This is a genomic window from Algoriphagus aquatilis (assembly GCF_042657405.1).
In the GTDB taxonomy this organism is placed as follows: Bacteria; Bacteroidota; Bacteroidia; order Cytophagales; family Cyclobacteriaceae; genus Algoriphagus; species Algoriphagus aquatilis.
Genome location: NZ_JBHSKS010000022.1, coordinates 1 through 24808 on the forward strand (window position 1 = coordinate 1; position 24808 = coordinate 24808).

Sequence of the window (24808 nt, forward strand, 5' to 3'; positions counted from 1 at the left end):
TGATGCAGAACTACCTGGATGAGTTTTGCTACAAGCTCAACAGAAGATACTTTGGTCAAAAACTGTTTGACCGACTCATCATTGCTTCGGTTTACCCATACTGGTATGATTGCGGATAATCATATTATTCAAAAATGAAAAGAGGTTATCTCAACATGTAAAGATCTCACTACAGATAAACTTCACTTATTGAGATAACCAGCTTTCCTAGTTAGCATTTAGCCTTCTTTTCAGTGCCATAATGTGCGTTCCCTTCCATGTCAGTACATGAAATATCCTTACTAACTTGACAACATACCCACTTTTCTCCACCTTCTCCTGGTACCGAAGCCTGTGCCTTCGCACCTTGATTAAACATGAGGACTGATCCCGAAAACGCCAGTCCGAAGAATACTTTTTTCATAGTTTTTTTTTAAAGAGTTAGAATTAATTAAAAAGCTTTTGGACAAAAACAGCTTCATTTTGAAGTTGAAACTAAGTTAAGTTTAACTAGATGTCGACGCAATATTTAGTCTACTAATTTTAATGATAATTACAGGAAAGGCGTTTTTTTTGCAGGCGGTAGATTAAAGTAGGCGAGCTGATCTGGCAAAAAATATCGACTAAGCCGGTTAAGGAGGTGATGAGGAAATGAGTGAATAGAGATAAGGAGATTAGAGATAAAGATGATCTGGATATAATTGAAAAATCCCGGGCGAGAGCTCGGGATTTTTTGATTTTTAGCGTAATAATTCTCTGGAAATCACCAGCTTCTGTATTTCAGAGGTACCCTCACCGATGGTGCAGAGCTTAGCATCTCGGTAGTATTTTTCTACCGGATAGTCTTTGGTAAAGCCATAGCCTCCAAATATTTGTACAGCTTCATTGGCTACCGATACCGCTACTTCCGAAGCGTAGTACTTGGCCTGAGCTCCTGCCAGGGTTACTTTTTCCCCTTTGTTTTTAAGATCTGCAGCTTTGAAAGTCAGTAATCGGGCCGCTTCTACCTGTGTGGCCATATCGGCCAATTTGAAGGAAATCCCCTGAAAACTCGAAATCGGCTTATTGAACTGATGGCGCTCTTTGGAATAAGTAATCGACGCTTCCAAGGCTCCTTCTGCGATGCCAAGGGAAAGGGCTGCAATGGAGATTCTGCCTCCATCCAGGATTTTCATGGATTGGATAAAGCCGGCTCCGACTTCGCCGAGCACTTGGCTTTCGTGAATTCGGCAATCTTCGAAGATCATTTCTGCTGTCTCAGAAGCACGCATCCCGAGCTTGTCTTCTTTGCGGCCTCCTTGGAAGCCCGGAGTTCCTCTTTCTACGATAAACGCCGTCATCCCGTGGCTGTCTCCCACCTCGCCGGTGCGGGCAATGACTACCGCCACATCGCCCGAACAGCCATGAGTGATAAAATTCTTAGCCCCGTTTAACACGTAGTATTCTCCCTCTTTTTTGGCGACGGTACGCATGTTACCTGCATCGCTGCCTGTATTGGGTTCAGTAAGACCCCAAGCGCCAAGCCACTCGCAAGTGGCGAGTTTGGGAAGGTATTTTTGCTTTTGCTCCTCATTGCCAAACATCAGGATGTGCCCTGTGCAGAGGGAATTGTGCGCGGCCATCGAGAGACCCACGGAGGGATCGAGCTTTGCCAGTTCGGCAATGGCGGTGACATATTCGAAATAGCCAAAGCCCGAACCACCATATTCTGTCGGGACCAGCACGCCCATCAGGCCTAGCTCTCCGAGTTTTTTGAATACTTCCAAGGGGAAAAAGGATTGATCGTCCCATTCTTTTCGAAAAGGGGTAATCTCTTTGGCACCGAAATCCCGGATCATCTGCCCGATCATCCGCTGATTTTCATTCAGTTCAAAATCTAACATGGGTTACTAATTGGGTTTATATCTGATTATTCAAACTCCAAGTTTTTGAATTGGTTCGGCTTTGGCAAATGGATACTCCCAAATAAAATCCTGTAAGTGAATTGTTTTTACTGCATTTTATTCGAAAAAAATTCAGTTTATTTAATTTCAAGAAGTAGATAGGCCCGTTACTTCCTGATCTGTTTGTTTTAATAAGCTTTGAAAATAAAAATCCATATGCGCCATAGATTGATTCCATTGATCCTGTTTCTGGCTTTTTCATTAAACCATCTAAGGGCCCAAACCCCACGCAAAATCATCGATAGCTTGCTGGTTAGGGTTCAGGAAAAGCTTCCTGCCGATCAGTTGGCCAATATGTATGGAGAGCTCGGATGGCAGTATGCTGCGATCAACTTGGATTCTGCGATTTATTTTGGACAAAAGGCAGTCGAAAAAGCAGAGGAAGCCAAAGATCCCAAAATTCTTGCTCAGGCTTACTCAGACTTGGGAAGCGGAATTTTACAAAAAGGAGACCTCCAAGCCTCTAAGAAACTCTACCTCCAATCGTTGAAAATCCGAGAAGAAATCAAGGATTCTTTAGGCATGGCCAAATCCTACAATGCCTTGGGATTTATCTATCAGCGCGAATATCAAACCGATTCAGCAATCGCCTATTTCCTGAAAGCCTTGCCTGTTTTCCAAAAATCCAACGCTCAGCTCAATGCCGCCGCCGTTCTTAACAACCTCGGGGTGATCTATCAAAATCTCCCAGACTACCAAAAAGCCAAGCAGGCCTACGAGCAGGCGATCACTATTCGGGAGGAGTTGGGGGATTTCCGATCTGTCATCGGGACTTACAATAATCTCGGTACGGTGTATAAGTATCTCGGAGAATTTGATCTGGCCGAATCCTATTTCCAAAAAGCCATTGTTAAGGCCACCGAGCTTGAGGACCCCATGAATCAGGCGATTTCCTATCGGATTTATGCCATGTTTTTGTTGGAAAAAGGGGACTTGGATAACCTGGAGGAAATCGCCAGAAAAGGCTTGATCGTAGCCAGACAAGTCAATACCCAATACGAAGTTGCAGCCTTGGAGACTGCCCTTGGATCTGCCTTGAATGCCAAAGGTAAATTCAGAGAAGCAAAGCCGCTCTTGCTTTCAGCCGCTGCCAATTTCCAGGAGCAAGGTTCGGAGGAAGATGTACTGTTTCCCTACTTCGAACTGGTATCACTCTATGCTGCCTTGGGTCAGGCGGACAGCTCGCGGTATTATTCCAATCTCTATCAGCAGACGCTTAGAAGTAAGGTTGAAAAAGAATCCAAAGAGGTGGTCGCCGAACTCGAAACCAAATACCAAACCGAGCTGAAGGACTTGCAAATCGCCGAGCAGCAGCTTCAAATCCGCAATCAAAACTTACTCATTTTTGGATCCTTGGGCTTGGCTTTCATATTGGCAGTCGTGGGCTATTTGCTGTACAAGCAGCAAAAACTCAAAAATCGTCAGCTCCAGCAAGAAGATGAGTTGAAAACTGCGTTGGCACAACTCGAAACCCAAAACAAACTGCAAGAGCAGCGCATGCTGATATCCCGTGATCTGCATGACAACATCGGCGCACAACTCACCTTTATTATCTCGGCGATCGAAAACCTCAAGTATTTTGAACCGATCAAGGAGCAGCTGACGGTACGATATGATACCATCGCCAGCTTTACCAAGCAGACCATCACCGAACTACGGGATACCATTTGGGCGATGAACAGTGGGCAGGTGACTTGGGATTCGCTAATGTTACGTATTCAGGACTACGTCCAAAAGGCACGTGAATCCAAGTCGTCCATGCACTTTGACTGTGAGGTGGCAGAAAATCTCGATTCCCATTCCTTATTGGCGTCAAGTGACAGCATCCAAGTGCTGCGAATTGTCCAGGAAGCCGTGCAAAATGCGGTAAAGTACTCGGAGGCTTCACAGGTGCAGATCAAGTTTCACGCGACCAAAAAGGACCTTGTCGCTACCATTCATGACAATGGAAAAGGCTTTGACCAAGGGACGATTCTACTCGGAAACGGGCTGTATAACATGCAAAAGCGAGCCGAAGAATTGGGAGGTAAGGTGGAGATCAAGTCCGGCTTGGGACAAGGCACCACGGTGAAGCTTACCTGGCCAATGTCCGGTTCGAAAGAAAAAAACTGATTTAGTCAGCAGCTGAATAGGTTGTTTGCCGTATTCCTTGGGATGTCGGATTGACCTAGTTTTGGTTTTTGTTGTGCTATGTCGGGTTTCTGGCTTTTTGATGCGTTGATCATTCTATTGTTCCTTGTGGTGCTGCTAGGGGTAATTACCCTGCATTTTTTAATTTCCAGAGGCTACCAAAAAGAGAATAAAATGCACTACTCGCGGATTGCCGATCTGCAGCGATTGGTAGAGATGGAGTTGGAGCGATCCAGGTATTTTTCTGATCAGGTGGATTTCTTAGCCAAGCAAAAGGACCATACTCAAGACCAATTGGACCTAATCAGGCTACAGGTGGAGGCGATGAAAAAAGGGGAGAAATAGTCTTAAATGAACCAGAAAAGGCCTAGATCAACGTTACTCTTACTTTTTTCTCCTTCAATTTCAAATTGTTGACTTTGGGAAGGAGGGTTTCCAGCATACTGGTTTTTACGGCCACAAACGCACAATCGGTCTTCAGCTCGATGATCCCAAGGCCCTCTTTTGTAAGTCCACCTTGCTTGAAAAACAGGCCTGCGATATCGCCTTTGGAGATTTTGTCTTTTCGTCCTCCCGACACAAAAAGCGTGGACCACTCTGAAGGATAGGGAAGAGGGGATGGGATGAGTTTTTCCTCAGGGAGATTTCCGATAAAATCCGGAAGCGAATCCTTTTCATAGTGCAGGACATAGGCTGTTCCCTCACTGTTCATTCGGGCAGTCCGACCGTTTCGGTGGATAAACTCCTCGCTTCTGACAGGGAGGTGATAATGGATGATAAACTTAATCTCCGGCACATCGATTCCTCTCGCCGCCAAGTCGGTAGCCAAGAGAATCTGATGGGTCCCGTTTCTGAATTTGATCAAGGAGCGCTCACGGTCTGTCTGCTCCATTCCTCCATGAAATGTACCGTGGGAAATCTCATGCTCGCTCAGAAAATCACTCACGCGCTCGATGGAATCTTTGAAATTGCAAAAGATGATCCCATTTTGATTGCCCAAGTGCGAAAGCAGATCAAGAAGGGTTTCGAGCTTGTCTTTGGTGGGGGAAAGTACTTTTTTGATCTGAAGTTGGGAGATTTTTTCCTCCAAAAAATCAATAGTTACAGGTGCTTTCAACCCTACAAATCGAGGGATTTCCACTCCATAGGTAGCCGAGGTGAGGATCATTTTCTTCACTCGTGGTAGAAGGTGAAGAATATCCATCATTTCACTTTCGAAGCCGATTTCAAGGGATTTGTCAAATTCATCCAGTACCAGTGTTTTGATAAAACCGGTTTCAAAAGCTTCCCTTCTCAGGTGATCGGCGACCCTTCCAGGTGTACCTACCAAGACTGCAGGCCTGTGCTTGATTTCGATCCGATCTTTGGAACCTGCCCTTCCTCCATAGACAGCATTTACTTTGTATCCGGTCCCCATTTCCCGCATGACCTGCTCGATCTGGATCGCCAGTTCCCGGGAAGGCACGATGATCACCAATTGGATTTCGTCCAACGTCGGATCCAGCTCTTGAATCAGCGGAAGGAGAAAAGCCAACGTTTTCCCAGTTCCTGTCGGAGAAAGCAAAATGATCTCATTGGAGGATTCAATGGCTTGTGTTGCAGCGAGCTGCATGGGATTCAGTTGTTGAATTCCCAATTTGGAAAGAATCTCCGACTGGCTTTTTTGAGGGGTAGACATGGGGCAAAGGTAGCCTTTTGGAATTTTTAAAGGCAGACTAATTTTCCTTCACACGATCATCGGGATGATTTGATCAATCAGGTAGGGCAAAAGCCACGTAGGCATCCCCGCTCTTGGTACCTTTGCCTCCTCCACAGGCGATGACGAGGTACTGCTTTCCGTTTTTCTCATAAACCGCCGGAGTAGCATGTCCTGCTGCAGGGAGTTGGGCTTCCCAGAGGAGTTTGCCGGTTTCCTTGTCGAATGCACGGACTTTCTCATCCTTGGTCGCAGCAATGAACAGCACGCCGCCAGCCGTTGCTACAGGTCCGCCATAATTTTCTATGCCTGTATTTTCAAATCCCATCGTTTTCAATGAATCGATACTTCCAAGGGGAATTTGCCATTTCTTCAAACCGGTATTCATATCAATGGCAGTCAATAGCCCCCAAGGCGGATTGGAACCATAGATTCCCTCTTTGGTGGTGAGTCGCTGATAGCCTTTCATGTAGTAGCGGGGGTAGAGTTTGGCGCTCTCGGCTTCCAATTCTTTTTTGTCTCCTGCATCGGCTTTTCCTAACAAATAGTCTATCAGGATTCCTCTTTCTTCTTTTGAGATATGAGAAAAGGCAGGCATGGCACCACGACCTTTTCGAAGCAATTGATCTAATGAATCTGTCGTGTATTTATCTTTTAATCCCAGTAAACTCGGTAATGCAGGCGGGTTGCCTTTTCGATCCAGTCCGTGGCAATTGCCACAGTAATTGGTGTAGATCGATAAACCTGCATTATCAAAATTGGCATTGGGTGTCATGGTGATCAGCCAAGGGATCTGATTGGCATTGATGTACATCGTTTGAGTTTCGGGATCAAAGGAAGCCCCACCCCATTCTCCGCCACCGTCCATTCCGGGGAAGAGCACGATGGGTTGCTCAGGATGTGGAGGTGCCCAAGTGTCTCCGATGATGCCATTGGCCAGTTGATTACGGATGTCTTTTTCCCATTCCGGAGTCAGATTGAGAATGTCTTTTTCCCCATAAACCATGTTCATAAACGGCTCGGGAAGGGAGGGAATCGGCTGGGTTTTGGAGCTGACCTCTCCCGGCATCACGCTTTGGGTCACTGGAGTTTCAATGATCGGCCAAATCGGCTCACCGCTTTCCCGATCAAATACATAAGTCATTCCCTGCTTGGAAATCTGTGCTACGGCATCGATCCATTTTCCATCTTTTTGGATTCGGATCAGGTTGGGATTGGCGGGGAAGTCCCGATCCCATACATCGTGATGAATTGCCTGAAAATGCCAGATCCGCTTGCCTGTTCTCGCATCCAAGGCCAAAAGTGAGTTGGCATACAAGTTATCTCCCGTGCGATAGCCACCCCAAAAGTCATAAGTGGCCGAACCCGTCGGCACATATACAATTCCTCGGGCATAGTCCACGGTCATTCCTGCCCAGTTGTTGGCTCCGCCGATTTGTCGGATATGTTTTGGGTCCCAGGTTTCATAGCCTGCTTGACCTTCCTGCGGAATGGTGTGAAAAATCCATTCCCGTTTGCCGGTTTTGATATTATAGGCTCGGATATGTCCCGGAGCGGCATCGAGCCCTTCGGAAAGCCGCATCCCCAGGATCAACTTGTCTTCAAAAACTACTCCGGGCGAATTCGAAGTCAGTAAAAAATCCTCTAAATCGGTGTCGAGATCTTTTCTCAGATCCACTTTCCCCTGATCCCCAAAACTCAAAATAGGCTCTCCGGTGAGGGCATTTACCGCCATCAGCCAGTTGCCTGCCGTGAATAATATCCGCTTGTCTTCGCCCTCTTCCCAATAACTCACTCCACGGTTGGTACCTGCCCATGAATTTTCTCCTCCTAAAATCTGAAAGGGATCAAATCGCCAGACTTCTTCACCGGTGGCTGCATCCAAAGCAAAGACATTCAGCTTGGGAGTCGTAGCATACAATAATCCATTGACCACGATGGGTTGGCATTGAATCTGACTTCGCTCCGTCGCATCACCCGTGTGGTAGGTCCAAGCGACTTCAAGTTGAGCGACGTTTTCTTTGTTGATTTGGGTCAAAGCCGAATACCTCGAACCGTCCACAGGACCGCCATAATGCGACCAGTCAGTGTAGTCGATTTCTGATGTTTTTTCTACACAAGAAAAAGCCAAAAGGCAGGCTGCAGCAATCAAAGAGTTGGAGGAGGTCATTTGGGTGAATTTTGAAGGTCGATTTACTCAGGCAAGGTGCTTTTCCATTTTTGGCTCGGCGGTGGATTGAGTCACTTGATCAAACTTTTTTTCATAATCTTCTCGGAGTGTACCAAATAGGCGATCCCAAATCAGGGTGTAAAGCCCATAGTTGCCATGGAAATACTGATGATGCAGGTTATGGGCAGTACCCGTATTAATCCACTTTCCGATCCAGGTTCGTTGGAAGTTTTTGGGATAAAGCTCATACCCCAAGTGTCCATAGACATTGTAGGAAAACTGAAACAGCATGAATAAACCAAATGCGGCCTGATGAACCGGCAGCACAAATCCCAATACCAGAATAATCCCCGCTTCGACTATCGCTTCAAAAGGATGAAAAGCATAAGCTGTCCAAGGAGAAGGATTGGTCGATTGATGATGGACTTTATGTATGGCTTTGAAAAGCCGAGGATGGTGCATTATTCGATGAGCCCAATAGAAATAGGCGTCATGGATCAAAAACATCAAGGGAAAGCTGAGGTAAAAGTAGGTCCAGCCGTATTTTTCCACGTCTCGGTAATACATCGTGTATGGACGCAACAAAACAAAAACCACCGCTGCCATCGTCGCGAAAATGAGAATGGTAATCAGCGAATAGGTGATGTCTCGCGAGTAATCTTTGAGCTTAGGAAACTTGGCCTGCATCTTCCGATTGGCCAAAACTCCATTTAGAATAAAATAGAAAAGAAAGAACGCTACACCCGCAATCAGGAAATAGCGAAAGGTAACATTACTGGCAATTCTGGTCCACCTGATCAAGAAATCATCCCAAATCATAATCTTGTATTGAAGATTCTCAAGTTAATCAGAGAATCTATTCTAATCCAAATTAGGCTTATAGTCTCGTAGATTACACGGATAATCACTGATTTAGGTAGGTCTTCTTTTTTTTAAAGCTTTCGCTATGAAAATCTATCTCAGAAAAATCCTTTCGTGCCCTTGAGTCTTTGTGGCAAAAAAAAGTATCTACCTTTGGATTATGTGGAAGGAAATCTCGGTTTTGGTCCGAAAGGAAATCACCCTCGAGTGGAGGCAGAAATATGCCCTGAATGGGATTCTGCTTTACGTGGTTTCGGCAGTTTTCATCACTTACCTCAGCGTGGGTGCCAAAATGGGCAACCTCTCCATTCCCACTTGGAACGCACTCTACTGGATCATCATCCTTTTCTCTGCTGTGAATGCCGTAGCCAAAAGCTTTGTGCAGGAGCACCAAGGCCGCCAATTGTACTACTACATGATCGCTTCCCCTGAGTCGATTATTCTTTCGAAGATTTTTTATAATACCGGGCTGACGTTGATCTTGGCCTTGTTGGGCTACGGAGTGTTCTCGGTCATTCTAGGCAATCCCGTGCAGGATCAAGGGCTTTTCTTGCTCAACTTGGTTTTGGGTTCGGTGGGTTTTTCGGCCAGCTTGACCATGGTAAGTGGGATCGCTTCCAAGGCAGGGAATAATGCCACACTGATGGCGATTCTGAGTTTCCCGGTGATTATTCCGATTCTGCTGATGGCTATTCGTATTTCCAAAAATGCCTTGGATGGCTTGGATTGGAGTGTAAGTGTGGACAAATTGGTCACGCTTTTGGCCATCAATGCGATCGTCGGTGTGACAGCTTATATTTTGTTTCCCTATTTGTGGAGAAGCTGAGGGGATTTACGAATTACGATTTTTGATTTACGAGGGAAAGAAGAAATCAACTTTTTTCATCCTGGAATCTTGTATTTCCTTTCCCAATCTCTAAATCTTACACTCTCCTAATCTCTCAATCCTCTTATCTTTAACCTCATGAAAACAAAAATCGCCCTGATCACCGGAGCCACTTCCGGGATCGGAAAAGCCTCCGCAATCACGCTAGCCAAAATGGGCTTTGATATCATTGCAACTGGTCGTAGGAAAGACCGATTAGATGAATTAGAGAAAGAAATACCTGCTGGAGTTCGGTATTATCCTTTGGTATTTGACGTGCGTGATCGAGAGAAAGTCGGGGAAATTCTCGGTAATCTTCCAGCGGATTGGGCTGCAGTCGATGTGCTGATCAATAATGCCGGAAATGCCCACGGACTTGACCCTATTCAAACAGGGAGCCTCGATGACTGGGATGCTATGATGGACATCAATGTGAAAGGCCTTTTGTACGTCTCCAAAGCGATTATCCCCGGCATGACCGAGCGCAAATCGGGGATGATCATCAATATCGGTTCGATCGCAGGGAAGGAAGTGTATCCTAATGGAAATGTGTACTGCGGCTCCAAGCATGCCGTGGATGCAATCACCAAGGGGATGCGGATGGACTTGAATCCTTTTGGGATCAAAGTAATCGGCATTCATCCCGGATTGGTAGAGACTGAGTTTTCTTTGGTGAGGTTCAAAGGGGATGAGAAACGCGCCGAGACTGTCTACCAAGGCTTTGAGCCCTTAGTCGCTCAAGATATTGCAGACATTGTGGAGTTTGTGGTGAATCGACCTTCTCACGTCGTTTTGGCGGATATCGTGGTGCTTCCTACTGCCCAGGCTGCTGCTACTTTGGTTAAAAAGAACTTGCCCTCATGAGAAAAACTCCATTGATTCTAGTCGTATTGGCAATTGCCTGTTCTTCGCCAAAAAGTGATCAGGAGACCTTTTCCGAGCAGCAACGCGATGCGCTTTTTGAGAGGGGTGAAGCTGAAAATGTGGAAAGCTTACCTGAGTTGGAGCAGACGCTGAAAGCCCAGGGTTTGGTAGACATTGAGAAAGTCATTCCCGGGATCAAAGTCGAACTGAAATACTCGACAACCGATAATTTTTTTGGCAAAGATGTGTATGGTGACCATGTGCGCTGCTACCTGCAGCCGATCGTTGCGGAGATGCTAGGCAAGGCTCAAGCAGCCTTAGTGAAGGATTATCCCAATTTGACCTTGTTGGTGTACGATGGGGTGCGGCCTTTGAGTGTACAGCAGATCCTTTGGGATGATCTGGACAAGCCGGACAGCATCAAGCCTTTGTATGTCTCTGATCCAAAAATCGGAGGCTTGCACAACTTTGGCGTAGCTGTAGACTTGACCATTTTTGATACGGAATCTGGAAAGCCATTGGATATGGGGACGGCTTATGATTACTTTGGCTACCCTGCCTATCCAGACCGAGAGCTACAGATGCTCGCAGAAGGCAAAATCACCCGAGCTCAAGTAGCCAACCGTGAGATCCTCAGAAAAGTGATGAAAGGGGCAGGTTTTACAGGAATAGGTAGTGAATGGTGGCATTTCAATGCATTTTCACGAAAAGAAGCGGGAGAAAAATTCCAACTGATCAAGTAATTCCTTTGATGGATTTTAGTGGTCAGAACAACGTTCTTTCAATCCGAAATCCGATATTCCAAATTCGAAATCAAAAACCCAATACCTATGAATCTAAAATCCGCGTTCTTCACTTTTGCTTTGGCACTCTTGATCAGTGTTACAGCCTTTGCCCAGCAGGGCGGTCAGTTTCGAGTTTTGGTTTTCTCCAAGACAGCCGGCTTTCGGCATCAGTCCATCCCCAATGGTATTATGGCTATCAAAAAACTTGGTGTAAAGCATGTCTTTTCTGTACACACCACGGAAGATGCCAATCACATTACAGATGAAAATCTTGCCCGATACGATGTGGTAGTTCTGATGAGCACCACAGGTACCATTTTCAATGAGGCTCAAAAAGCTGCTTTCCAAAAGTTTGTCCGGAGTGGCAAAGGCGTAGTGGGTATCCATTCTGCTACCGATACCGAATACGAATGGCCTTGGTATAACCAATTGATCGGCGGGTACTTTTTAGCCCATCCAAGAAATCAGACGCTGCGATTACAAGTGGTGGACAAAAATCATCCGGCAACTTGGCACTTGCCTGAAAATTGGCTTTGGACGGATGAATTGTATGAATTCAGAAACATCAATCCCAATATCAAAGTACTCTTGAATGCGGACGAGTCTACCTATGAGCCAGCCAAAGCAATGGGGGCAAACCACCCGATGGCTTGGTACCATGAGTTTGACGGAGGTAGAGTTTTTTACACAGCGCTAGGTCACGTGGATGAAGTATGGGAAGATGCTGACTTCCTCAAGCATGTCTATGGTGGGATATGGTATGCTGCCAAAGGAAAATTGCCAAAGTAATTGGTTAAAAAATCTAAGGCTTCGGAACTTCCGGAGCCTTTTTTGGTTTTTCCCTACAACTAATCCTGAATACCATGCTCAAAGCACAAGCACGTCCCGTTCACCTCTACATGGAGGCCAATCCAAATCCCAATTCTTTAAAATTTGTAGCCAACTTTGTGTTGGTGGATGAGGGAGTCAGTTTTGATTATCCGGATGCCGAAAGTGCGACCAACAGTCAGCTTGCCAAGGAACTCTTCAATTTCGCTGCAGTTCAGCGTGTATTTATTGCTTCCAATTTTGTAACTGTAACCAAGTCGGAGGAGGTAGAATGGGCCGAAATCCAGACCATCATCAGAGACCACATCAAGCAATACCTAGAGTCAGGTCAAAAGGCTGTTCAGGCTACTTTTGAGAAAGACCCCCTTTTCAATGAAAACGATTCAGAGATCGTCAAAAAAATCAAAGGAATCCTAGACGAATACATCCGACCTGCTGTCGAGCAAGACGGTGGTGCTATCGTTTTTCATTCTTTCGATGAAGGAGTGGTCAAAGTGCTTTTGCAGGGTTCCTGTTCTGGCTGTCCATCAAGCACAGTAACTTTGAAAGCGGGTATTCAAAACTTGCTTACCCGTATGCTTCCTGAAGTGAAGGAAGTGCAGGCGGAAGGAATTTAATCGAGCTAAACCTCCATTTATGGGCAAAAGAGACTGGTCCTGGGCCTTCCTGGGAGTATTGGCTTTGGTCATCCGGTATTTTGCCATTCAAAATCCCGAGGCCACAGACGAGCTTTACTCCAGGAGGTTTTTTCCTGGAATTCGTAATGTAGTGGATATGACACTGGGGCATTTGCCATTCCCCAGTGTCTACCTGTTTGTCCTGATATTGCTATTGATTTTTGGACTTTTCTTTTTTCGCTTCGCAAAAAGGCAGGGGTGGAAATCCAGAACATTATACACGGTAAAGGCAACTTCCAACGGAGTAGGGGCCTTGGTTTTTTTCTTTTTAATCCTTTGGGGGTACAATTATCAGCGGACCCCCATCTTCCAGCAACTCTCACTCAAACCGAAATCATTGAATCTCCTACAGTTGGAAGCTGAGGTAAAGATTACCCATCGCCTGGTGGAGCAATATCGAAAGCAGATCAAAACAGATTCGTTGGCGATCACAGAGATCATGGATTATCCGGATTTGGAGGATCTTGTCCGTGCCAATATGAGCGAAAACATGGAGATTCTGGGTCTTAATTTTACCGGTAGACCTCGGACCAAGCAATTTCCTCCTCCGGGTTTTATGCGTAAAATGGGGATTTTGGGCATCTATTTTCCATTCACAGGAGAAAGCTACATCGACCCGACACTTCACCCATTGGAGAAGCCCTTTACCATCGCGCATGAAATGGCCCATAGTTATGGAGTGACTGATGAGGGCGAAGCCAACTTCATCGCCTGGGTGATCTGTACCAATTCTGATGATCCGCTTTTGAGGTACTCCGGACACCTTCGTTTGCTCCAATACCAGATGAGAGACTACTACCGAATGGCCCCAGAGGAGTTTAAGACGTGGTATAAGTCCCTTTCTATCGGTGTCAAGAATGATCTGGTCTCGCTGCAGGAAGCTGCTAAGGCTATTAAACCATTTTCTTTAGAACTGAGTAGAAAGTCCAATGATATTTTTCTAAAGACCCAGGGAGTGAAAGCAGGTATCAATTCTTACCAACAATTGCCGATGCTGGCATTTGCATGGAGAAAAAGAATGAATTTGGAGGATTAACATCTTTTTTCGAGCCAATTCCAGCAGCATGTAATCCTTCCGAAAAAATGATCTTATTGAATTTTGGCAGAAAAGTGAACTCGAGGCTTACTTTTTATTTCCTACCCATACGCCCAATATCACCGCGGCAATCCCGATGTAGTGGCCAAAGAGCAACACTTCTCCATCCAGTACTCCCCACATGATCGCTACAATTGGGATGGTGTAGGTCACTAAACTGGCGAAAAAGGGACTTGCACTTTTTACCATGATATTAAAAAGGATTAGACCTGCAGCAGTGCCTACCATCCCTAATATGGTGACATAGCCCAAAGCCTCCCAAGCTTGCGGATGGGTAGCCAGCTTGTACGAAAAATCTGTTCCGGCAAAGAGGTAAATCAAGGCCAAGGGCAAAATCATCAGTAAAGAAATCGATGAAATTTCGATGGATTTGAGTTTCGTAAATCGTGTTTTGATGACGTGAAGGTTAAAGCTGTAGCAGATACAAGCTGCGATTACAAACAGCGCATAAGCATTGATTCCGGCCAGAGAATCCCATCCACCACTTTCTTTGTAGGCGACCAAAATAACCACTCCAACAAAGGCAATGACCAATCCGATGGCGTTTCTATTCGTAATTTTGGTATTGAAAAAGGCACCACCTACCAACACTACAAATAATGGAGTAAGCGCGTTGAGTACCCCTGTGAGCGAACTGCTGAGTTGGGTTTGGGCTAATGGAAAAAGAAAGGCAGGGATGAAACTTCCGAGCATTCCGGCCAAGAGCAAGTTTTTTACCTGGGTTTTGTTCAGGTGCTTGATTCGTGGCAGCGAAAGAGGCAGAAGCAAACTTGCCGCAGCCACCATTCGGTAGGCGCCTACCTCTCCGGGACTAAACACTTCCAATCCACGCTTGATCAAGATAAAGGAGGTGCCCCAAATCAGGGTCAGAATCACCAATAGGGACCAGTTTTTCAGGCTATTTTCAGAAGTGGTGGTGCTCATTTTCGGGGTGGTGATTGGGTCTGCAAAGGAAACAATTCTGTCAGAGAATTGGGGTAAAAAAAGAACCTCAGAGCTTAATTTTCTGAGGTTCGGTTATTTTCAGTTTTGAAATTCATAATCAGCATAGGCCTCGGCAACTCGCTCCAATATTTCGCTCACCTGCTCGTAGGTCTCTGCGGTGACCATCTCCGTTCTAAATGGCTTGAAGTTGGGCATGCCTCTGAAATAATTGGTGTAGTGTCTTCTCATTTCCAGGATCCCTTGTTTTTCACCTTTCCACTCGATGGAGAAATCCAGATGCTTTTTGGTCACTGCGATCCGTTCAGCCAAATCCGGCGCTGGGAGTTTTTCACCTGTCTTAAAATAATGCTTGATTTCGTTGAAAATCCATGGATATCCGATCGAAGCACGGCCAATCATCATTCCATCCACCTGGTATTTGGCGCGGTATTCTGCTGCTTTTTCGGGAGAATCGATATCTCCATTTCCAAACACAGGGATATGAAGTCTTGGATTGTCTTTGACCAGATTGAGGTAAGACCAATCCGCATCACCTTTGTACATCTGCTGACGTGTGCGGGCATGGATGGAAATGGCCTGAATACCAACGTCCTGAAGGCGCTCAGCCACCTCTACGATTCGGATGGTGTCGTGGCTCCAGCCAAGTCTAGTCTTGACGGTCACGGGAATATTGACCCGCTTCACGATCTCAGCTGTCATGGATACCATTTTGTCTATATCCAAGAGAATACCCGCACCAGCACCTTTGCAAGCTACTTTGTGCACAGGACAGCCGTAGTTGATGTCTAGAATATCCGGTCCGGCAGCTTCTGCTATGGCAGCAGCTTCGCGCATGGATTCGATTTCCGCACCAAAAATTTGAATGCCTACCGGGCGCTCGTAGTCGTAGACATCCAGTTTCTGGACACTTTTGGCAGCATCGCGGATGAGTCCTTCGGAGCTGATAAATTCGGTGTACATGAGGTCTGCCCCATTTTGCTTACATACCGCTCTGAAAGGTGGATCACTCACATCTTCCATGGGGGCGAGAAGGAGAGGAAAGTCTCCCAACTCTATATTTCCAATCTTAACCACTTCGCAATTCTAAATTTGACGTAAATTTAGCCCAAATATGGAGATTTACGAAACTCAAGCCGAAATAGCCAAACGCCACAATTGGCTTTTGTCCCTGGTAGTCATTGTTTTAGTCACATTTGGAGTGTTGGTTTTGCTTCAGGGATTGGCAGTGGCATTTATTCCCTCACTCTTTAACATTTCCTTAGAAGACTTTATGTCTTTAATCTCCGGTAATTACGATGTGCCCAATGGGAGAATGGCGATGCTTTTTGCACAGGGGTTGGGTTCGGGAATTGGTTTTTGGGCAGCTTCTTGGCTCATTATCCGATTTATAGAAAAGGCAGAGTTGCATTGGGATATTCAAAGGGCACGGTTTAATGGGAAAAATCTTGGTTTAATTGTGCTGATGACCTTGGGAGGCATGTTTTTCAACGGTCTTTTGGTTTATCTGAATGCTCAACTGGAGCTACCGGAGGTAATGGCAGGGATCGAAACCTGGATGAAAGAAATGGAAACCCAATTGATGGAGCTGACCAAGTTTCTGACAGACTTTCAGAGTGTGCCGGAGCTATTGACGGGCATATTGGTGATTGGGGTTTTTGCAGGTGTGGGTGAGGAGCTGTTTTTCAGAGGATTGATTCAGCCCAAGATGCAAGGCTATTTTAAATCTCCGCATTGGGGAATTTGGATCACTGCAATCATCTTCTCAGCGATCCATGTGCAGTTTTATGGGTTCTTGCCAAGAGTATTTTTAGGCGCACTTTTCGGTTACATGTACCATTATTCAGGCTCTTTACTTTTTCCGATTATCGCACATATTTTTAATAATTCACTGACAGTGGTGGTCGTGTACCTTTCCAATCAAGGCCTTTTTGATTTTGATCTGGAATCCACTGATTCGGTTTCCTATCCGGCGGCAATAGCAGGTTTCTTGGTTCTTATTCTTGGATTCCTTTATTTTAAAAAAGTCAACACGTTGGAAGATGGAAAATTGGATAAGGGTCTTTGAGGATCAGAATCAAATACGTGCAGAGATTGTGAAGGGGGTGTTGGAAGAAAAAGGAGTGCCTGCCGTAGTGCTCAACAAAAAAGAAACTGTGTACCAAGTACTCGGTACTTACCAAGTTCTAGTTCCAAATGATCAGGCTATCCCTGCCCTCCAATTGATACAGCATGAGATCGAGTTTTAATATCAATAATTACAGCAATCTCGCTCAGCGTGCTATCACTGCTTTGATTGGAGGATTGGTGGTGGTTTTGGGGTCTATCTATTCCGACTGGACCTATTTTTTGATTTTTGCCGGAATTTTAGGTTTCTCCCAAATGGAGTTTTATAAGCTTTCCGGACTCGATGGCATGCTTCCATTGAAGAGCTTTGGGACCTTTTTGGGTTTGATGATCTTCGTATTGACGTTTATGATTGAAAAAGAGCGTCTTTCCCACGAATACCTCTACCTGATATTCCCGCTCGTTTCATTGACCTTTTTCATCAAGCTCTATAAAAAGACGGATAAAAAGCCATTTACGGGTGTGGCCTTCACCTATTTGGGAATTTTTTATGTAGCCGTACCTTTTTCTTTGCTCAACTTGGCCGTTTTCTCAGTGGATGCCGTATACCACTACGAGATTTTGATTGGATGTCTCTTGATTTTATGGGCGAGTGATACGGGAGCTTACTTTGCAGGAACCAAGTTTGGCAAGACCAAACTGTTTGAACGAGTTTCGCCTAAGAAGTCCTGGGAGGGATTTTTGGGAGGTGCTTTCTCGGCCATTGCAGTGTCTTTTGTGATCTCTCAGTACTTCACGGTGATAGCCGATTGGAAGTGGCTGGTGATAGCGGGTATCATTATCATTGCCGGTACGTATGGAGATTTGATTGAGTCCTTATTTAAGCGATCGATTGAAATCAAAGACTCAGGAAAGGGGCTTCCCGGTCATGGTGGATTTATGGATCGTTTTGACGGATTGTTACTTTCAGCCCCATTTATCACTGCCTTTTTGAAAATCTTCTAACTCAAAGGGGCTCTCTTTGAAAAACTGATTAAGTTTGTACCGCAGTTCACTTTATTAAAAAAACCCAATATGGCTTACCTAGAACCGGCTCCGATTAAGGATAGAGAAAATCCTTTGGAGTCAATGATGGAGAGATTCAACATTGCCGCAGAGAAACTCGGCTTGTCTGATGAGGTGTACAATGTGCTGAAAAATCCTGCCAAGCAGGTGATTGTGTCCTTGCCCATCACGATGGACAATGGGAAGATTCAAGTTTTTGAAGGGATTCGAGTCATTCACTCCAACATTCTCGGGCCTGCTAAAGGCGGGATTAGATTTGCTCCTGACGTGCACTTGGATGAAGTAAGGGCCCTTGCTGCCTGGATGACCTGGAAATGTGCCGTAGTGGATATCCCTTATGGAGGAGGCAAAGGAGGAGTAAGATGTAATCCCCGGGAGATGTCAAAAGGGGAAATCGAGCGTTTGATGCGCGCCTATACCATGGCAATGATTGATGTTTTTGGTCCTGATAAAGATATTCCTGCACCAGACATGGGGACAGGGCCTAGAGAAATGGCTTGGTTGATGGATGAATATTCCAAAGCACACGGAATGACGGTGCCTGCAGTGGTTACCGGAAAGCCTTTGGTTTTGGGAGGATCTCTTGGAAGAACAGAAGCTACAGGTAGAGGGGTGATGGTATCGGCTTTGGCAGCGATGCAAAAGTTGAAAATCAATCCTTTCCAAGCTACCTGCGCTGTACAGGGATTTGGAAATGTGGGTAGCTGGGCAGCAAGACTTCTGGAAGAAAGAGGTCTCAAAGTTGTAGCAATCTCTGACCATACCGGAGCTTTTTATAATGAAAAAGGAATCAATGTCGTGGAGGCAATTGCTTACCGTGATGCCAATAATGGTACTTTGGAAGGCTTTGCCGGAGGTGATAAAATGGAAAATGCAGGCGACCTGTTGACTTTGAAAGTGGATGTGCTTGTACCTGCTGCTGTGGAGGACGTCATTACGATCGCCAATGCAGATAAAATCAAAGCCAAGCTAATCGTGGAAGGTGCCAATGGGCCGACTTCAGCCAAAGCTGACGCGATATTGAACGAGAAAGGAATCATGGCTGTGCCGGATATTTTGGCAAATGCAGGCGGTGTGACAGTATCGTATTTTGAGTGGGTGCAAAACCGACTTGGCTACAAGTGGACTGCTGACCGGGTAAACCGTCGTTCGGATAGAATCATGAAGGATGCCTTTGACCATGTGTATGAGGCCTCAGTGAAATATGATGTGCCGATGAGGATTGCTGCCTACATCGTAGCGATAGATAAAGTTGCAAAGACCTATACCTTCCGAGGAGGTTTCTAAGCCAATTCAGGGGAAAAAGTTAACTTTGGGCGTGGGGAGAGTTTCTCCACGCCTTTTTAATGAAAAGCGTATGATGACAATACATAAAGAAGGAAGAGTGCTTTTGTTTTGGATGATGCTCATCCTCGCCGGGCTCAATTACCTGTTATATTATTATTTGCCTGAGGAAAGGCTCTTAATGAATGTTTCCATTTTGGTCAGCGTGATTCTTTACCTGATCGTGCTTCAGTTTTTCAGAAATCCAGTTTTTGAAGCTCCTCAGGAAGATGGGATTGTATTTGCTCCTGCTGATGGCAAGGTAGTGGTGATCGAAGAAGCTGTGGAGGATGAGTATTTGAAAGAAAAGCGGAAGCAAGTATCCATTTTCATGTCTCCGATCAATGTACATGTGAACCGTTCCCCGGTCAAAGGTGTAGTGGAATACTTCAAATATCATCCCGGTAAATACCTGGTAGCTTGGCATCCTAAATCCAGTACAGAAAATGAGCGGACTTCGATGGTAATCAAAGACACTAAAGGCAACAAAATCATGGTCAGACAGATCGCCGGAGCTTTGGCCAGAAGGATCAAATGGTACGTGAAAGAGGGTTCCCCGCTTGAGCAGGGTGGAGAGTTTGGATTTATTAAGTTTGGTTCCAGAGTAGATCTCTACCTTCCCCTTGATGCCGAAATCCTTTGTCACCTGGATCAAGTGACCAAAGGTGCCCGTACACCGATTGCCAGATTAAAATAGTTGAATCAATCTTGGGATTACGATAAAATAAAGGCCTTCTGAATTATCAGGAGGCCTTTTTGATGCGGTATATCCAAGTGCCCAAGCCAACTGAAGCGACAAAAAAGATTAGACTGAGCCATTCAAATGGTCTTTTTTCGGAGATCTTTTTTTCGATTTCAGCATCTTTTTCAGCCAGAGCTCTTTTCAGGATTTGGCCCTCTTTTTCAAGTTTGATTGCAATGGATTTGTAGTCCTCTTTTTCTTGGGTGATGGTGACTTTTTCTATGGTACCCTGCATTCTTAGCTCTTCCATGATCTGATTATCTTTGATCAGGATTCGTTGCAGCCATTCGTTGGTCTCGATCATGTCCTTCTTGGTTCTGTTTCCAAAAATGCCCGTTTTCTTACTTTCAGAAGCCTTCCATTGAGTATGGAGTAGGTCTCGCTCCTCGATCATCCGCTGCAGCTTAGCGCTTTCGATACTGTCTGCCTGCCATAAAGAGATAAAAAGCGTAAAAATAAAAGTCAGCATAACCAATCGTTTGTGCTGACTTTTGCAAAATACAAGCCAAAATAGTTTTCAGTAATCCGTGTTCAGTCTCAGTTTTCAACACTAGTTACCGATCACTTCTTACCGATCACTATTCTTCCACCCTCTTGTCATTTCCTTTTTTCCAGGAGGTCCCGGAAGTGTTTGGACTTCCAGACCCAGTTCTTTCAGGTCCCGTTTCAGTTGGCCCATCGCGCAATAGGTTGTGAAAAGTCCTCCCGGACGCATGTTCTCCACCACTTTTTCTAAGATTTCTTTTTTCCACAACTCAGGCTGTTTACTAGGAGCAAATGCGTCAAAAAACACCACATCTGAGGGGTAAAGCTGTACTTCCTCGAGTGTGGCCTGGTCTTTTTTCATATTAAAGTACTCAGATACAGGACCACCTTCACCCCAAGGGAATTGGTGCAGCGCTTCATAATATTTGTGGTAATGCCAAATGCTGTGGTCGTGCTCGATGTAGTTGAGTTGGGAGTAGATCTCTTTTTCCAGCGGAAAAGGCTCAATAGTATGGTAAAGAACTGGAATCTGATTTTGTTCTGCCCAGACTAAAGTTAGCCATGCATTGAGACCAGTGCCAAAACCCACTTCAAAAACCCGAATGGGATATTTCCTTGGGTTTCTTGCCAGCCATGAATCCAAGCCATAGATCATAAAGACGTGAATGGATTCTCGATAGGCTCCATGAAAGCTGTGGTAAGTCTCCTGAAGGCCCTCGTGATAGAGTGAGTGTGAACCGTCCTCGGTGGTGATGATTTTTACTGGAGTGCTCATACTTTGTAAATCAATGCGGTACAGTAAGCAGAAATACCCTCTTCTCTTCCCACAAATCCCAGCCATTCAGAAGTAGTCGCTTTGATAGAAATGGCATCTTCAGCCACATTCATAACTTCTGCTAGGCAGGTTTTCATAGAAGGAATGTGTGGGTTGAGCTTGGGTACTTGGAGACAGACGGTGGAGTCTAGATTACCTACTTCGTAGCTGGCTTCCCGGATCATTTTCATGACTTCCTTCAGGAGAAGCTTACTGTCAATCCCTTTGTATTTTGGGTCCTTATCCGAAAAGTGGTATCCGATATTTCGCATATTGGCTGCTCCAAGTAGGGCGTCGCAAATCACATGGATGAGCACGTCGGCATCTGAATGGCCCACAGCACCTTTGACATGATCTACTTTAATTCCGCCTAGCCAAAATTCATAGCCTTCTTTCAACTGGTGGACATCATATCCAAAACCTATTCTAAATGGAGTCATGATTAATTTGATTGATAGTATAGCACAGAGGATTGATCTTCTTTGAGAAGTTGATTTGCCCAGGTTTTGATTTCCTGAGCGGTGAGCTTTGATTTGTCTTCAAACTCCTGCCAATATAAACCCGGGTCACCCAAATGTGCATAGTATGCCAAATTCATGGCGCGGTTGAGGAGTTGTACGTTCTCATAGGTCTTCATCGCCTCACCTTGGTTTTTTATTTTTTGAAGGGAAAGTTCGGTGATTTCCCGAGACAGAAATTCTTCAATGACCTCATCCAAGGCTTTTTCAGCTGCTTTTGCCGAAATCCCCTGCTCCATTTTGCCAGAGAAAACGAGGAGTCCCGGATCTACCGAACCGGTGATGTAAGCACCTACGGAGGCAAAGATTTTTCCATTCTTTACCAATCGCTGCTCCAGAAGGGATGACTTTCCAAAGCCCATCAAATCACTGATCAGGTCAGCCTCCAAGTAACCCGGAGCGCCTTTTTCAGGCATTTTATAAGTTTTATACAAGGCATCTGTTGGCACTTTGGCAGCTACTTCTTTGGTTTTCTTCGCCCATTGAGGCTGCTCTTTTGGAATAGAAACATGTTTTGTGGCTTGAGCTCGTATGGGGCCAAACCATTTGTTGGAAAGTAGCTCAATCTGGGTTTTTGTGACATCTCCCGCCACGACGAGGATGGCATTGCCAGGATGGTAGTTTTTCTTATAAAAATCCCAAACATCTTCTCGGGTGTATCCTTCGATGTCACTAAGATCTTTTCCAATGGTAGGCCACTGGTAGGGGTGAGTTTCAAATGCTAAGCCCCTCATGTGATGCCATACATCTCCGTAAGGCTGATTGAGGTAACGTTGCTTAAACTCCTCCATGACTACTTTCCGCTGAGTCTCGATGGTCTTTTCACTCAAAGTGAGCTGTAGCATCCGATCTGATTCGAGCCAAAAGGCCGTTTCGATATTTGAGGCAGGCAACGTCATGTAGTAATTGGTGATGTCAGGGCTTGTGAAGGCATTGCATGAACCACCAACTCGCTCCAGTTCTCGGTCAAAAACCGGCACATTGGCCGAACTGCCAAACATCAAGTGCTCGAAAAAATGCGCCAGCCCTGTTTTCCCTCTTTCTTCAAATCTGGATCCTACTTTATACAGCAGGTTGAAGACGGCGATTTTTGAGCTGTGGTCTTCATGGACGATTACTTCCAGTCCATTATCCAAGTAAAAGCGGTGGTAGTCGAGCATTGGTGATATTGGTACGAAAATAAGTTAGGGAAGCAGGATTTTGTTTGGGTTGAATTTTCGTGAAAGAAGATTTTTTCACAAACCTTTACTCCTGCCATTGATGTAAGAAGTCCTGATTTTTACAAAAAAAACCGAACTTTGGTTCAGATCGCTAAGTTAGACTTCCCAAACATACTTCTCGCCCAATCTGATGAAAAAACACCGCGTAGACCTGAGTAAAACAGGACAGTTTTCCTCTTTTTTCTTAGACTATATTAAAGGTAGGGAGGAGCTCAAACCTTTTTATCCCCATTCTCCCAACATTGAAAGCTTTAAAGATGCGATCAGGGCTAAGTCTTTCTCCTCGGAAAAAAGAGAAATTTTGGCAGATGTGCTAGAAAAGCACTATCAAGGTCTAGAGCTCTCTGAACTTTCACAGCAAAACCTCTCCTCCTTAATAAAGCCCAATACGTTTACCGTAACTACCGGACATCAACTCAATCTGTTTACCGGACCACTTTATTTCATTTACAAAATCGTATCCACGATCAACCTTGCTAAAAGCCTTCAAAAAGCTTATCCGGATTATCATTTTGTCCCGGTCTATTGGATGGCTACTGAAGATCATGATTTCGATGAGATCAATTATTTCAAATTAGACGGAAAAAAATACCAATGGCAAACGAATCAATCGGGTGCTGTGGGCGATTTTGAGCTGGATGCTACTTTCAAAGAGTTTATGAAGAGCGTGAGTTTCGCTCCTGATCTTTTCAAAAAGGCATATTCAGAAAGCAAAACCTTAAGTGAGGCAGTCAGAAAGTACGTAAATGATTTATTTGGAAAAGAAGGATTGCTGGTAGTGGATGGGAATGATTCTTCGCTAAAAGGTCAATTCCGAGACGTCATCCTCTCTGATTTATTTGATCACGATCCCTATCAAAAGGCGCATCAAGCGACCCAAGAGTTGGAGAAGTTGGGGTATAAGAGTCAGATTTTTCCTAGAGAAATCAACCTGTTTTATCTGGAAAAAGGCGTAAGGGAGCGGATCGAACGGGTAGGAGAAGTGTTTAGTGTGGTAAATACAGACCTTCGATTTACTGAAAGCGAAATCAGGTCATTGGTAGAGAATCATCCTGAGCGATTCAGTCCAAATGTGGTTCTGAGGCCTGTTTTTCAGGAAATGATTTTGCCTAATCTTGCTTACCTAGGAGGTCCGGCAGAAGTGGTTTACTGGCTTCAATTGAAAAGGGTTTTTGACCGATTCCAAATTCCTTTTCCTGTGTTAATGCCGAGAAATTTCGCACTGCTTTTGAATCAAACGGCTGTAAAGAAAATGGACCAGCTCCAGTGGGCTGTGGAAGATTTATTTGTCGATTATGAATCTTGGAAAAAAGAGTTCATTAAAACAAAGTCAGATCTGGATTTAAGCCTTACGGCTGAGCGAAATATTATCAAGGACTTATTTGAAAGAAAGGCAAAAGAAACTTCATCTTTGGACGCAACTTTGGTCCATGCCTTTGAAGCAGGAAAAGTGAGAAGCTTGAAGATTTTGGATCAGATGGGTGAAAAATTGAGAAAAGCAGAAGAACGGAAGCAAGAGGTGGAATTGTCAAGAGCAAAAACCGTATTGGAATATTGTGCACCTGGAGGTAGTCCTCAAGAACGAGTGGTAAACCTGATGCAGTTTTATCTTGAATATCCTGGTCTTTTGGAAGCTTTCTTGGAAAGTTTTGATCCTTTTGATTATCACATGTTAGTTTTTGAAATTACCTGAAATCAACTTGGAGAAAGGTGATCAGCTGGATATAATCTGGCAGG

At 45.0% G+C, this 24808-nt stretch carries 25 protein-coding genes and 1 pseudogene; 15 read left to right on the forward strand and 11 right to left on the reverse strand.

Annotation, left to right across the window (positions count from 1 at the left end; all coding sequences use genetic code 11):
- Positions 1-119 (forward strand): annotated as a pseudogene (locus tag ACFPIK_RS17415) (IS1595 family transposase); the annotation flags it as partial.
- A 92-nt stretch (positions 120-211) separates the two neighbouring features.
- Here the strand turns inward: ACFPIK_RS17415 and ACFPIK_RS17420 are convergent.
- Positions 212-403 (reverse strand): hypothetical protein, encoded by a 192-nt coding sequence (locus tag ACFPIK_RS17420; RefSeq protein WP_377917615.1) that lies wholly within the window; start codon positions 401-403, stop codon positions 212-214.
- A gap of 316 nt (positions 404-719) precedes the next feature.
- Positions 720-1862, reverse strand: a complete 1143-nt coding sequence (locus ACFPIK_RS17425) for an acyl-CoA dehydrogenase family protein (RefSeq protein ID WP_377917617.1) — start codon at positions 1860-1862, stop codon at positions 720-722.
- A 216-nt stretch (positions 1863-2078) separates the two neighbouring features.
- Here ACFPIK_RS17425 and ACFPIK_RS17430 point away from each other — a divergent pair, with 216 nt between their 5' ends.
- On the forward strand, positions 2079-4034 hold the full coding sequence (locus ACFPIK_RS17430) for a tetratricopeptide repeat-containing sensor histidine kinase (protein ID WP_377917619.1): 1956 nt from the start codon (positions 2079-2081) through the stop codon (positions 4032-4034).
- Positions 4035-4112: 78 nt separating this feature from the next.
- A complete protein-coding gene (locus tag ACFPIK_RS17435) occupies positions 4113-4397 on the forward strand; it encodes a hypothetical protein (RefSeq protein ID WP_377917621.1) in 285 nt (94 codons plus the stop codon).
- A gap of 22 nt (positions 4398-4419) precedes the next feature.
- On the opposite strand, the gene ACFPIK_RS17440 is transcribed toward ACFPIK_RS17435, so the two are convergent.
- The 3 genes from ACFPIK_RS17440 to ACFPIK_RS17450 form a co-directional block, all read right to left on the reverse strand.
- Positions 4420-5730, reverse strand: coding sequence for a DEAD/DEAH box helicase (locus ACFPIK_RS17440; protein WP_377917623.1), 1311 nt, complete (start codon positions 5728-5730; stop codon positions 4420-4422).
- Between the two features lie 73 nt (positions 5731-5803).
- Entirely contained in the window at positions 5804-7918 is a 2115-nt protein-coding gene (locus ACFPIK_RS17445; protein ID WP_377917625.1) for an outer membrane protein assembly factor BamB family protein, read from the reverse strand.
- Positions 7919-7945: 27 nt separating this feature from the next.
- A complete protein-coding gene (locus ACFPIK_RS17450) occupies positions 7946-8737 on the reverse strand; it encodes a sterol desaturase family protein (protein WP_377917627.1) in 792 nt (263 codons plus the stop codon).
- Between the two features lie 202 nt (positions 8738-8939).
- On the opposite strand from ACFPIK_RS17450, the gene ACFPIK_RS17455 reads away from it, so the two are divergent.
- From ACFPIK_RS17455 to ACFPIK_RS17480, 6 genes are all read left to right on the forward strand, one after another.
- Complete coding sequence (locus ACFPIK_RS17455) at positions 8940-9605, forward strand: heme exporter protein CcmB (RefSeq protein ID WP_287938465.1); 666 nt, start codon at positions 8940-8942, stop codon at positions 9603-9605.
- Positions 9606-9743: 138 nt separating this feature from the next.
- Positions 9744-10508 carry an SDR family NAD(P)-dependent oxidoreductase gene (locus tag ACFPIK_RS17460; protein WP_377917630.1) on the forward strand — a complete coding sequence of 255 codons (765 nt, stop codon included), beginning with the start codon at positions 9744-9746 and terminating at the stop codon, positions 10506-10508.
- Positions 10505-11251, forward strand: coding sequence for a M15 family metallopeptidase (locus tag ACFPIK_RS17465; protein ID WP_377917632.1), 747 nt, complete (start codon positions 10505-10507; stop codon positions 11249-11251). Before ACFPIK_RS17460 ends, ACFPIK_RS17465 begins: the two co-directional genes overlap by 4 nt.
- 87 nt (positions 11252-11338) lie before the next feature.
- Complete coding sequence (locus ACFPIK_RS17470) at positions 11339-12082, forward strand: ThuA domain-containing protein (RefSeq protein ID WP_377917634.1); 744 nt, start codon at positions 11339-11341, stop codon at positions 12080-12082.
- A gap of 74 nt (positions 12083-12156) precedes the next feature.
- On the forward strand, positions 12157-12738 hold the full coding sequence (locus ACFPIK_RS17475) for a NifU family protein (protein ID WP_377917636.1): 582 nt from the start codon (positions 12157-12159) through the stop codon (positions 12736-12738).
- A 19-nt stretch (positions 12739-12757) separates the two neighbouring features.
- Positions 12758-13834, forward strand: a complete 1077-nt coding sequence (locus ACFPIK_RS17480; RefSeq protein ID WP_377917638.1) for a DUF3810 domain-containing protein — start codon at positions 12758-12760, stop codon at positions 13832-13834.
- Positions 13835-13921: 87 nt separating this feature from the next.
- Here the strand turns inward: ACFPIK_RS17480 and ACFPIK_RS17485 are convergent, their stop codons facing one another.
- Both ACFPIK_RS17485 and dusB read right to left on the reverse strand, forming a co-directional pair.
- On the reverse strand, positions 13922-14818 hold the full coding sequence (locus tag ACFPIK_RS17485) for a DMT family transporter (RefSeq protein ID WP_377917640.1): 897 nt from the start codon (positions 14816-14818) through the stop codon (positions 13922-13924).
- A gap of 99 nt (positions 14819-14917) precedes the next feature.
- Entirely contained in the window at positions 14918-15913 is a 996-nt protein-coding gene (dusB, locus tag ACFPIK_RS17490) for a tRNA dihydrouridine synthase DusB (RefSeq protein WP_377917642.1), read from the reverse strand.
- Between the two features lie 37 nt (positions 15914-15950).
- Between dusB and ACFPIK_RS17495 the strand changes: the two genes are divergently transcribed.
- The 5 genes from ACFPIK_RS17495 (at position 15951) to ACFPIK_RS17515 (ending at position 19988) form a co-directional block, all read left to right on the forward strand.
- Positions 15951-16904: a CPBP family intramembrane glutamic endopeptidase gene (locus ACFPIK_RS17495; RefSeq protein WP_377917644.1), complete on the forward strand. Its 954-nt coding sequence runs from the start codon at positions 15951-15953 to the stop codon at positions 16902-16904.
- On the forward strand, positions 16879-17085 hold the full coding sequence (locus tag ACFPIK_RS17500; protein WP_377917645.1) for a putative signal transducing protein: 207 nt from the start codon (positions 16879-16881) through the stop codon (positions 17083-17085). Before ACFPIK_RS17495 ends, ACFPIK_RS17500 begins: the two co-directional genes overlap by 26 nt.
- Positions 17069-17908, forward strand: coding sequence for a phosphatidate cytidylyltransferase (locus ACFPIK_RS17505; RefSeq protein WP_377917647.1), 840 nt, complete (start codon positions 17069-17071; stop codon positions 17906-17908). Before ACFPIK_RS17500 ends, ACFPIK_RS17505 begins: the two co-directional genes overlap by 17 nt.
- Positions 17909-17977: 69 nt before the next feature.
- Positions 17978-19255 (forward strand): Glu/Leu/Phe/Val family dehydrogenase, encoded by a 1278-nt coding sequence (locus ACFPIK_RS17510; RefSeq protein ID WP_377917649.1) that lies wholly within the window; start codon positions 17978-17980, stop codon positions 19253-19255.
- A 73-nt stretch (positions 19256-19328) separates the two neighbouring features.
- Positions 19329-19988 carry a phosphatidylserine decarboxylase family protein gene (locus tag ACFPIK_RS17515; protein ID WP_377917692.1) on the forward strand — a complete coding sequence of 220 codons (660 nt, stop codon included), beginning with the start codon at positions 19329-19331 and terminating at the stop codon, positions 19986-19988.
- A gap of 46 nt (positions 19989-20034) precedes the next feature.
- On the opposite strand, the gene ACFPIK_RS17520 is transcribed toward ACFPIK_RS17515, so the two are convergent.
- The 4 genes from ACFPIK_RS17520 to ACFPIK_RS17535 form a co-directional block, all read right to left on the reverse strand.
- Positions 20035-20502 carry a Clp protease ClpB gene (locus ACFPIK_RS17520; RefSeq protein ID WP_377917651.1) on the reverse strand — a complete coding sequence of 156 codons (468 nt, stop codon included), beginning with the start codon at positions 20500-20502 and terminating at the stop codon, positions 20035-20037.
- A gap of 99 nt (positions 20503-20601) precedes the next feature.
- Positions 20602-21294, reverse strand: a complete 693-nt coding sequence (mnmC2, locus tag ACFPIK_RS17525) for a tRNA (5-methylaminomethyl-2-thiouridine)(34)-methyltransferase MnmC2 (RefSeq protein WP_377917653.1) — start codon at positions 21292-21294, stop codon at positions 20602-20604.
- The gene (gene ispF / locus ACFPIK_RS17530; RefSeq protein WP_377917655.1) at positions 21291-21773 is read right to left on the reverse strand and encodes a 2-C-methyl-D-erythritol 2,4-cyclodiphosphate synthase; all 483 of its coding nucleotides are present in this window, start codon (positions 21771-21773) and stop codon (positions 21291-21293) included. Before ispF ends, mnmC2 begins: the two co-directional genes overlap by 4 nt.
- A 2-nt stretch (positions 21774-21775) precedes the next feature.
- A complete protein-coding gene (locus ACFPIK_RS17535) occupies positions 21776-23011 on the reverse strand; it encodes a M16 family metallopeptidase (RefSeq protein ID WP_377917657.1) in 1236 nt (411 codons plus the stop codon).
- Between the two features lie 190 nt (positions 23012-23201).
- Between ACFPIK_RS17535 and bshC the strand changes: the two genes are divergently transcribed.
- The gene (gene bshC, locus ACFPIK_RS17540) at positions 23202-24764 is read left to right on the forward strand and encodes a bacillithiol biosynthesis cysteine-adding enzyme BshC (protein WP_377917659.1); all 1563 of its coding nucleotides are present in this window, start codon (positions 23202-23204) and stop codon (positions 24762-24764) included.
- Positions 24765-24808 lie beyond the last annotated feature (44 nt).

Bases quoted from the DNA above. Each gene is read 5' to 3' on its own strand.
- ACFPIK_RS17420 (WP_377917615.1), bottom strand. From the start codon at position 403: ATGAAAAAAGTATTCTTCGGACTGGCGTTTTCGGGATCAGTCCTCATG.
- ACFPIK_RS17425 (WP_377917617.1), bottom strand. From the start codon at position 1,862: ATGTTAGATTTTGAACTGAATGAAAATCAGCGGATGATCGGGCAGATG.
- ACFPIK_RS17430 (WP_377917619.1), top strand. From the start codon at position 2,079: ATGCGCCATAGATTGATTCCATTGATCCTGTTTCTGGCTTTTTCATTA.
- ACFPIK_RS17435 (WP_377917621.1), top strand. From the start codon at position 4,113: ATGTCGGGTTTCTGGCTTTTTGATGCGTTGATCATTCTATTGTTCCTT.
- ACFPIK_RS17440 (WP_377917623.1), bottom strand. From the start codon at position 5,730: ATGTCTACCCCTCAAAAAAGCCAGTCGGAGATTCTTTCCAAATTGGGA.
- ACFPIK_RS17445 (WP_377917625.1), bottom strand. From the start codon at position 7,918: ATGACCTCCTCCAACTCTTTGATTGCTGCAGCCTGCCTTTTGGCTTTT.
- ACFPIK_RS17450 (WP_377917627.1), bottom strand. From the start codon at position 8,737: ATGATTTGGGATGATTTCTTGATCAGGTGGACCAGAATTGCCAGTAAT.
- ACFPIK_RS17455 (WP_287938465.1), top strand. From the start codon at position 8,940: ATGTGGAAGGAAATCTCGGTTTTGGTCCGAAAGGAAATCACCCTCGAG.
- ACFPIK_RS17460 (WP_377917630.1), top strand. From the start codon at position 9,744: ATGAAAACAAAAATCGCCCTGATCACCGGAGCCACTTCCGGGATCGGA.
- ACFPIK_RS17465 (WP_377917632.1), top strand. From the start codon at position 10,505: ATGAGAAAAACTCCATTGATTCTAGTCGTATTGGCAATTGCCTGTTCT.
- ACFPIK_RS17470 (WP_377917634.1), top strand. From the start codon at position 11,339: ATGAATCTAAAATCCGCGTTCTTCACTTTTGCTTTGGCACTCTTGATC.
- ACFPIK_RS17475 (WP_377917636.1), top strand. From the start codon at position 12,157: ATGCTCAAAGCACAAGCACGTCCCGTTCACCTCTACATGGAGGCCAAT.
- ACFPIK_RS17480 (WP_377917638.1), top strand. From the start codon at position 12,758: ATGGGCAAAAGAGACTGGTCCTGGGCCTTCCTGGGAGTATTGGCTTTG.
- ACFPIK_RS17485 (WP_377917640.1), bottom strand. From the start codon at position 14,818: ATGAGCACCACCACTTCTGAAAATAGCCTGAAAAACTGGTCCCTATTG.
- ACFPIK_RS17495 (WP_377917644.1), top strand. From the start codon at position 15,951: ATGGAGATTTACGAAACTCAAGCCGAAATAGCCAAACGCCACAATTGG.
- ACFPIK_RS17500 (WP_377917645.1), top strand. From the start codon at position 16,879: ATGGAAAATTGGATAAGGGTCTTTGAGGATCAGAATCAAATACGTGCA.
- ACFPIK_RS17505 (WP_377917647.1), top strand. From the start codon at position 17,069: ATGAGATCGAGTTTTAATATCAATAATTACAGCAATCTCGCTCAGCGT.
- ACFPIK_RS17510 (WP_377917649.1), top strand. From the start codon at position 17,978: ATGGCTTACCTAGAACCGGCTCCGATTAAGGATAGAGAAAATCCTTTG.
- ACFPIK_RS17515 (WP_377917692.1), top strand. From the start codon at position 19,329: ATGACAATACATAAAGAAGGAAGAGTGCTTTTGTTTTGGATGATGCTC.
- ACFPIK_RS17520 (WP_377917651.1), bottom strand. From the start codon at position 20,502: ATGCTGACTTTTATTTTTACGCTTTTTATCTCTTTATGGCAGGCAGAC.
- mnmC2 (WP_377917653.1), bottom strand. From the start codon at position 21,294: ATGAGCACTCCAGTAAAAATCATCACCACCGAGGACGGTTCACACTCA.
- ispF (WP_377917655.1), bottom strand. From the start codon at position 21,773: ATGACTCCATTTAGAATAGGTTTTGGATATGATGTCCACCAGTTGAAA.
- ACFPIK_RS17535 (WP_377917657.1), bottom strand. From the start codon at position 23,011: ATGCTCGACTACCACCGCTTTTACTTGGATAATGGACTGGAAGTAATC.
- bshC (WP_377917659.1), top strand. From the start codon at position 23,202: ATGAAAAAACACCGCGTAGACCTGAGTAAAACAGGACAGTTTTCCTCT.